Source organism: Gelidibacter gilvus (genome assembly GCF_004115975.1).
GTDB lineage: Bacteria > Bacteroidota > Bacteroidia > Flavobacteriales > Flavobacteriaceae > Gelidibacter > Gelidibacter gilvus.
Window position 1 is genome coordinate 78,497 of sequence record NZ_SDDZ01000015.1, and the last position, 8,493, is coordinate 86,989.

The window sequence follows — 8,493 nt, forward strand, 5'->3', positions numbered from 1 at the left end:
GTTAGTTAGTCATTTGTAAGATGTATTTGGCCACTGCCATTTTAGCCTCATCAGATAAATAATCTTGTGGTGGCATTTCAGGATAATCGTCTCTAAGGTTGAGAGGTTTAGTGATGTAATTCACAATGCCCTGTGGATTATCAACATAAATGTCTTTAATAATTTGAGTGTCCACGCCAATCAATGTGGTTCCTAAAGCATGACATCCGGCACAAACACCATAGTAGGTAATCTCACCCAATTCTTGGTCTGTAACAGATCTTGGTGGCACAGGAGCTCCCAACATCATCGTTTTTATATCTTTTGTATCCTCTATTTGCGCAGGACCATAATCACCCAAACCAAAGGTTCTATATCTATTTTTATCCCTGATGGTACTTCCAATTCCGCCGCCATAGGCAAAAATATCCGGACCTTTGGTTTCCAATTGGGTCAGCATAATGGCTTTTATTTCTCCAGTTGGATCGTCGCCATTGCCAAACATGATATTATCCAAAATAACCACGCGGTCAGGATTTCCTTCTGAATTTGGGTCGTTTGCCTTTGGATCACCGGTTGCTAAATCCACGATGGTGATTCCTGTGTTCTTATTTCCGGTAATGATATTATTCTCAACAATCACGTCATCTGCTGCCATGATTAGAATACCTGTTCCTGGAGGAATGCTGGCCACTGTAGATCCAGGTGCTCCAAAATTGGGATGGTTATTATTGACCACAAAGTTGTTTCTGAAGATGATGTTAAAGGCCGTTTTAATAGGAAGTCCAGGCGTAATAAAAGCCAACAGACCTCCTGTATTATTATGGACATAATTATTTTCGACCAAACAATGTCTAGAGTTTTCAATTTCGATACCGGCCACACTATCAAACACTTCATTATGACGGACGTCAATATTATCGCACATCCCCACATAAATAGCCGCATCGGCAATAACACTCAATACGTTATGCTCTATCAATCCGTTTTTACCAAACTGAGGGAAGATGCCGTAGACGCCGGTATCAATAATCCAGTTGTTTCGGATGATAAAATTATTTCCGGCTTGGCCCATGATGCCGTTGCCTTTATAATTGATGATTTTGAAATTTTCAATTAAAATGCCATTCCCAGAATATAAAAACCCATCGTTTATTTTATGTTTTCCATCTAAAGTTGGCCATTCTCCTTTAATAATAACTCCTTGCAAACTAATGTCATCTTTGTCTATATAGACATTCTCTGAATAGGTGCCTGGAAAAACCCGAATTAAATCGCCAGGATTAGCTGCTTTTACAGCCTCTTGGATGGAGCCTCCTTTTTTGACTTCGATAATTTGACCGGTAAATTCCTTCCTTTGCGCAACTTGTGTGGTATCACCTGAATGACCTACATTCCGATATTGCATTGTTGAGGGCATGGGCACGGTACTTTCGCCAGAAGTTCCCAGCAGTGTTCTTCCTAAAAACACGCCTATGGCGAGCAATAGGATACCGCCAATAATTTTAAATAAGGTTGATTTCATTGTTTTATGGTATTTAGGTTTGTTGATTAGTTAGTTTTATTCCAGAAGGCAAGGTTTCAGGCATTTTTGGCATAAAGGATTCATCGTTCAATGTTTTAAGAAAATCCACGAGGCGGTCCAACTCATAATCCGATAATTCAGGCTCCCAAATATGCCAATGGATATAGAGCTTCTCATCTTTAGGCACCGCATGGCCCCGCCCTTTAGTATAAAACTCCACAGCCTCTCTTAAGGTTTCAAACTTTCCCGAGTGCATATAAGGTGCGGTAAGATCAATGTTTCTGAGGGTAGGCACTTTAAAAGCGCCGCGCATGGATTTATCAGCAAAAGGAATTTCAGCACCGGGATCTAATGGCAAACCATCTGGTTCTGGACTTCCTATAACTGCAAACTGCTGATTGGTAAATAGTGGTGGTGTATGACATTCTGCACATCTGGCCACAAAAGAACGGAACACATTCATCCCTTCAATTTCCTTTTCATTTAAAGCCGCGTGATAGCCATGGGCATATTGATCGTATTTACTGTTCAGTGAAATTAAAGACGATTGGAAAGCGGCAAGGGCCTTAAAGATTTCAGGTAGTTCTATGTCTTCTTTCTTGTCCCTTTCCGGATAGGCTTCAGCAAATAATTTCCTGTAATTATCAATATTATTTAAGGTGTTTAATAGATTTTCAGGATTGTTTGCCATTTCTACTTCTGAAAACAAGGTCATCTCCATTTGTTCCTCTAAAGTAGCTGCACGACCATCCCAAAAAAGACGTTTCAAATAGCCTACATTCCAAAGTGTTGGAGCTGCACGATCGAGCTTCAAATTGTCCTTGCCAATACTGGTGGGCAAACCATCACTAAAGCCTTTGTTGGGTTCATGACAGGTGGCGCAAGACATAGAACCGTCAATGGACATGACAGGGTCAAAAAACAAATACCTCCCTAAATCGATCTCTTGTGGTGTAAAACCGTCGCGAACTACTGGCAATCCCGTTTGGAGGCCGCCCACACCTTGATTATTTGGGGAATCGTATTGTTGATATAGGTTTTTGGAAATACACTTGTTATCTTCATTAAGCTTAAAACCGGGAGGACAATGGCAATTAAGTGCAGCTAGATCGGTATAGCTTTCAGAGCTGTCAGAACTAAAGAAAAACAACAAAAGCCCACTAAATAGAAGACCGATGATACTTAGCTTCAAGAGGGTGCTTTTATTTTCCATTTAGGCTTTACTTTTAGGACATATAAAGTTGAAATAACTGTTAAACACTTTTTCATATTTCCGCATCAACATATTTTCTATATCCTGTTTAACTGTAGAATTATGAATGGCAATTCCCTCTATCATTCCAATAATCTGGTAACTTAGGATTTCAGGATCCAATTCCGACTTGACCTCACCATTTTGAATACCTTCATAAACAATATCCTGTACAATTTTGGCATAGGCTATGGACGTATTACTGAATTCTTTTCTCATTTCAGGAAAATTTTCACATTCCAATTGAAAATGAAACAAGCGTTGGATAGGATATTTTATACCGTTCTTACCCATCGATTCGACCATGGCAAAAAGTCCCACGCCTAACTTATAGATCATTTCTATGCGATCTTTGAATGAGAGCCCTTCAAATATGGATTTATCAATACTTAATGTTTTGAAAAAGTATTGATCCAAAACTTCGCGTAAAATGCCTTCTTTATTCTCGAAATGATGATAAATCCCGCCTTTTGACAAGTTACTAGCTTCCATAATGTCTTTGATGGAAACTGACTGGTAGCCTTTTTTTAGAAAAAGTCCGTAAGCTTTTCTTAGGATCAACTCCTTGTTGGAAATCTTTTTTTCAACACTTTCCTGATCCATTATCTTATTCATAAATTAACTCTGAAATAGATGCATAATTCTATAAAAACCGACGGGTCGGTTTGTAAATATATAAAAAATATTATAATATGCTAATACTATATTAAATTCCCGCTCAAAAAAAAGCGATGATAAACTGTAGTAAAAAATATTATTCTTTTGAAGGAACTTCTACCATTAAAGGCGCATATAGTCCTTTGAAAACATTTTTTTTGACTAATGATCCCAATCAAAGCACATGGTTTCATAAATAGAATGTGGCAGCGATAGCGAATTACAATCTATAAACTTAGATTGATTAAAAGAAAAAATATAAATAAAAATTAGATTATTAACCTTATTTTCGAACACTGAATTAAATTTTTGTTTGAATTTAAAAATCTTCAAATCTCCTAGTTCATTTTCTTAACTGTGTAAAGTATCATATCATTTCTAACCTTTAGTAATTAAACCCAAATAATGATAAAGCAACTTCTTAATCTAGTTTGGACACTCTGCCTAATCAGTTTTCAATCCTTTGGTCAAGAATTCAAGATGGACTCGACACAATTGAGTCAGTATTTAAACACCTATCACGACAAGCACCAATTTGATGGCATTACATTGGTTGCTTACAAAGATTCAATCCTTTATAGCAAGACTATTGGCTATGCAAACAATGAATTGAAGACGCCATTTAACTTAGCTACCAAATTTCAGATTGCTTCATTATCGAAACAGTTTACCGCCTTTGGCATTTTAATATTAGAGCAAGAAAACAAACTCAACACAGAGGATTATGTGTATCAGTACCTGCCAAAATTTCCGTTTAAAGAGATTAAAATCAAACATCTGATGAACCACACTTCGGGACTTACAAATTTTGTTGGCGCGATGTGGAAAGACCTTGACACCACCATAGTGAATGGCAATAAAGAAATGTTGTTGATGCTAGAATCCAACAAATATCCATTGCAGTGGTCTCCAGGTTCTAGATGGGAATACAGCGATATCGGTTATTGCACATTGGCGAATGTCATCGAAAAAGCGAGCGGAATGAATTTTAAAGAGTTTATGGAAGAACGTATTTTTAAACCTGCCGGAATGACCAATACATCCGCCGAGTTCTCTACTGATTATCGGACCATTAATGACCCTGATATGGCCATGGGGTATGTCTATGATGCCACGAATAACACAAAAAAGATTGCTTATGAATTGCCAGAACATAGTTTCATTTATTGGTTGGGAGGATTTTATGGCGATGGCTCTGTGGTGAGTACTGTTGAAGACTTATTAAAGTGGGACAAGACCTTGTATGAAGGTACAATTGTCCACCCCTCAAGTTTGAAAAAAGCCATGACGCCAACCAAACTTAACGATGGAAATTTAGCCGATGCCTGGGGTACGCGATATGGATTCGGGTGGTTTTTATACAATTCAGAAAACTTTGGAAGCGTCCAAACGCATTCGGGCGGGCATCCTGGCTACAGTAGCAGAATGATCCGTTGTCCTGACACGGAATTAACCATAATTCTTTTATCAAACCTATCGATCCCCGACTTTTGGAACCTCAATATCTTAAAGGAACTCGAGAAACAGCAATAAATACGCACACTACCAAAGACTAAACTACGGTTGCGTGGTGACCGACACAAAAACATTCCTCAGTCCGCCTTATGGATAGATGCTCATACCTGAACATTTATTGGCGACAGCCACATGAGTTGTATATATCCAATACCGACATCTTATAACAAAGCCATAACGTCATGAATTGTGAACGGTTTAAAACAAGCCTTCAATAACACCATTTTTGTCAATGGTGATTCTCTCGGCAGCAGGCGTAGCCGGTAATCCTGGCATCCGTAACATATTCCCAGCGATGGGAACAATAAACCCAGCCCCTGCGGCAATTTCAAATTCCCTAATATGAATATCAAAATTCTTTGGACGCCCCAATCGCTTCTGATCGTCACTAAAACTTTTTTCTGTTTTTGCCATACAAATCGGTAAATTACCAAAGCCCATCACTTCATATTTCACCAATTGCGATCTCGCTATATCGCTTAAAACAACATGTTCACCGCCATAAATAGTTTGGCAGATCTTTTCCATTTTGTTGTGTACATTGTCTTCGAGGTTGTAGGTAGGGTGAAATTGGCTAGTACAAGAGTCCGCTGCCTTAATCACTTTTTCAGCGAGATCTAAACAGCCCTTACCCCCTTTTTCCCAACCATAGCTCAAGGCAACAGGATTGCCCAATTTTTCACAATGGTCTTTTAAGACTTGTATTTCAGCTTCCGTATCCGATTGAAAGGCATTTATAGAAATAACGATCGGAATTCCAAAACTTTTCAGACTGGCAATATGCCCATCCAAATTGGGAAGGCCTTTAACGAGCGCTTCCACATCCTCTTGGGTAATTTCTTTTAAGGATTTGCCGCCATGGTATTTTAATGCTCTAATAGTCGCCACCAAAACCACCGCTTTTGGAGAAATACCAGCGGCGCGACACTTAATGTTCATGAATTTTTCTGCACCTAAGTCCGATCCAAATCCTGCCTCTGTTATCGTATAATCACTTAAGCTCATCCCCATTTTTGTGGCCACAATAGAGTTGGTACCTTGTGCAATATTTGCAAATGGCCCGCCATGGATAATTGCGGGATTTCCTTCCAGGGTTTGGACCAAATTAGGTTTTATAGCATCCTTCAAAAGGACAGCCATGGCACCTTCTGCATTCAAGTCTTTAGCAAAAACCGGTTTCCCTTGCCAAGTGTCACCAATATAAATAGTTCCACATTTTTCTTTTAGGTCTTCTAAATCGGTGGCCAAGCACAATATCGCCATAATCTCCGATGCTGCGGTAATATTAAATCCGGTTTCTCTAGGAACTCCGCCCGCTTTTCCACCAAGTGCTGCCACGATAGTTCTCAATCCCCGATCATTCATATCCATACACCGTTTCCAGACTACTGTTCTTGGATCAATCCCTAAGCTCCTCGATTTACTTTGAATGTTATTTTCTATGAGGGCAGAAAGCAGGTTATTAGCTTTTTCAATCGCGTGAAAATCGCCCGTAAAATGCAGGTTAATGTCCACCATAGGAATTACCTGGCTCCATCCTCCACCAGCGGCACCACCTTTAATCCCAAATACGGGGCCTAAACTAGGTTCGCGAATTACCGCAACAGCCTTCTTTTCTAAAATATTGAGCGCATCAACCAAACCAATGGACGTTGTGGTTTTGCCCTCACCGGGAGGTGTTGGCGTAATGGCAGTGACTAATATAAGATTGTTCGTTTTTACTTTTTCATCATCAATGATATTTAATGGAAGTTTTGCTTTATCATTACCGTAGTACTCCAGCTTTTCTTCAGGAATAGCCAATTTTGCTGCGATTTCTTTGATATGTTTAGGCGTAACGCTTTGTGCAATCTGTATTTCGGTCATAAGATCAATGTTTTATTAAAAGTAGATAAAGGTAAAGTTTCAATGAATAAAATTATATGACCATTGTCATCCCTATTCGCAAACTGTAGTTTGAACTGAGCGTAGTAGAAATATAACGGAGCATACCCTCTATTTTGTTTTGTAAAGAAAGAAATTTATTCGCGATAGTACTTTCCAAACAAAAGAAATTTACATACATCTTACCACCACCTTTAAAAAGATAAAGAATCCGATAGATTTTCAAGAAAACATATATAAAAGATAAATTGAACATATGTTGAACATTTCTTAAATTGGCAGTATAACGAACATATGTTCATGATACAATTGTTGTATGTCATTTAAAATAAGAAAAATTGTCACCATAAAAATCAGCAAACTCTATGAATATTGAAGAATACTAGTTTGAAATGTCAATCAAAAATAAATAACTGAATAAACTTAAATTTAAACAAAATGAAAATGAAAACTGGAAACATCGCTCGAAGAAGCACTGATTATGAAATGTTAGGTTTAAAAAAAACGAATAAACCTGAAGTATGGGAAGATGGCTTAAGAACCACTGGAGAAAAAGGAACTTTTGAATGGTGGTATTTTGATGCTCATCTGGATGACGGCTCTACGGTTGTTATTTTGTTTCACACAAAATCTATGACAAAAGCAGACAAGCCACTTACACCTTACATTATAGTTACTATTGACAAAAAAGACGGTTCTAATATTACAAAAGCATATGAATACGACAAAGAAAAGTTTTTTGCATCAAAAGACTCGTGTGATGTCATAATTGATGGTAATTATTTTAGAGGCAATTTAAAAGAGTATGAAATTTACTTTAAAGATGAAGACCTTGAATTAACTGCAAAAATACATAGAACTTCAGAAAGTTGGCGACCTGGTACGGCGACAGATCTTTTTGATAGCAAAGGAGAAAAATATTTTGCGTGGGTAGTAGCAGTTCCAAAAGGAGAAGCTGAAATAACCTACACTTACAAGGGAGAAAAAACTCAGGCAAAAGGCTCTTGCTATCACGACCATAATTGGGGAACTATAAGCTTAGCAGAAGTACTCAACCATTGGTATTGGGGAAGAGTAGATATTGGTCCTTATAACGTAATTGCCAATCAATCTAAATACAATAACGAGTATGGTAACTCGGTACTTAAAGTTATTAACATCTCAAAGAATGGTAAGATAGTAGCAGATAATGAGGATTATCTTACTGTTTATAGAAGTATTCCTTTACTAGACAAAGAATTTAAAAAAGACATTAGTGATGATTTAGTCTTTATGTATGATGACCCAAATGATGAGTATCGATATGAACTATACTTATTCAGAGAAAAAACAATACAAGCTGCTGATTTATTAGAAAATGCGGTTGGTGGAAAGGGCTTAAAATATGGACTTGCAAAAATTTTCACAGGTTTTGATGGAGCTTATTATAGATTTCTAGGAAAAGCTGAATTAAAAGTATACAAAGGTAATACACTGATAGAAGAGTTTGATAGTAAAACTGCTGTTTGGGAATTAATGTATCTAGGGAAACCTTTTGAATGAAAAACGACATAGAATCGAGTAGACGGGTGACGACCTAAAGGTCGCCACTGCGCCTCTCACACCACCGTACGTACGGGTCTCGTATACGGCGGTTCACCAAATCGAAGTTTGCGTTTTATTTATATAATCTATCATAGGT

Annotated in this window: 6 protein-coding genes; 2 read left to right on the forward strand and 4 right to left on the reverse strand. The window is 37.8% G+C overall.

The window, feature by feature from the left end:
• Position 1: 1 nt before the first annotated feature.
• Genes ESZ48_RS17005 through ESZ48_RS17015 form a run of 3 tightly spaced genes read right to left on the reverse strand, consistent with a single transcriptional unit; the run spans position 2 to position 3,371 of the window.
• Positions 2–1,504: a parallel beta-helix domain-containing protein gene (locus ESZ48_RS17005; RefSeq protein WP_129018702.1), complete on the reverse strand. Its 1,503-nt coding sequence runs from the start codon at positions 1,502–1,504 to the stop codon at positions 2–4.
• Positions 1,505–1,517: 13 nt separating this feature from the next.
• The gene (locus tag ESZ48_RS17010) at positions 1,518–2,717 is read right to left on the reverse strand and encodes a cytochrome c peroxidase (RefSeq protein ID WP_129018703.1); all 1,200 of its coding nucleotides are present in this window, start codon (positions 2,715–2,717) and stop codon (positions 1,518–1,520) included.
• Positions 2,718–3,371 carry a TetR/AcrR family transcriptional regulator gene (locus ESZ48_RS17015; RefSeq protein WP_129018704.1) on the reverse strand — a complete coding sequence of 218 codons (654 nt, stop codon included), beginning with the start codon at positions 3,369–3,371 and terminating at the stop codon, positions 2,718–2,720. It abuts the gene before it with no gap.
• Between the two features lie 522 nt (positions 3,372–3,893).
• Between ESZ48_RS17015 and ESZ48_RS17020 the strand changes: the two genes are divergently transcribed.
• Positions 3,894–4,946, forward strand: coding sequence for a serine hydrolase domain-containing protein (locus ESZ48_RS17020; protein WP_190246293.1), 1,053 nt, complete (start codon positions 3,894–3,896; stop codon positions 4,944–4,946).
• A 180-nt stretch (positions 4,947–5,126) separates the two neighbouring features.
• Here ESZ48_RS17020 and ESZ48_RS17025 read toward each other — a convergent pair whose 3' ends face one another.
• Positions 5,127–6,794 (reverse strand): formate--tetrahydrofolate ligase, encoded by a 1,668-nt coding sequence (locus ESZ48_RS17025; protein WP_129018706.1) that lies wholly within the window; start codon positions 6,792–6,794, stop codon positions 5,127–5,129.
• Positions 6,795–7,250: 456 nt separating this feature from the next.
• On the opposite strand from ESZ48_RS17025, the gene ESZ48_RS17030 reads away from it, so the two are divergent.
• Entirely contained in the window at positions 7,251–8,354 is a 1,104-nt protein-coding gene (locus ESZ48_RS17030) for a hypothetical protein (RefSeq protein ID WP_129018707.1), read from the forward strand.
• Positions 8,355–8,493: the final 139 nt, after the last annotated feature.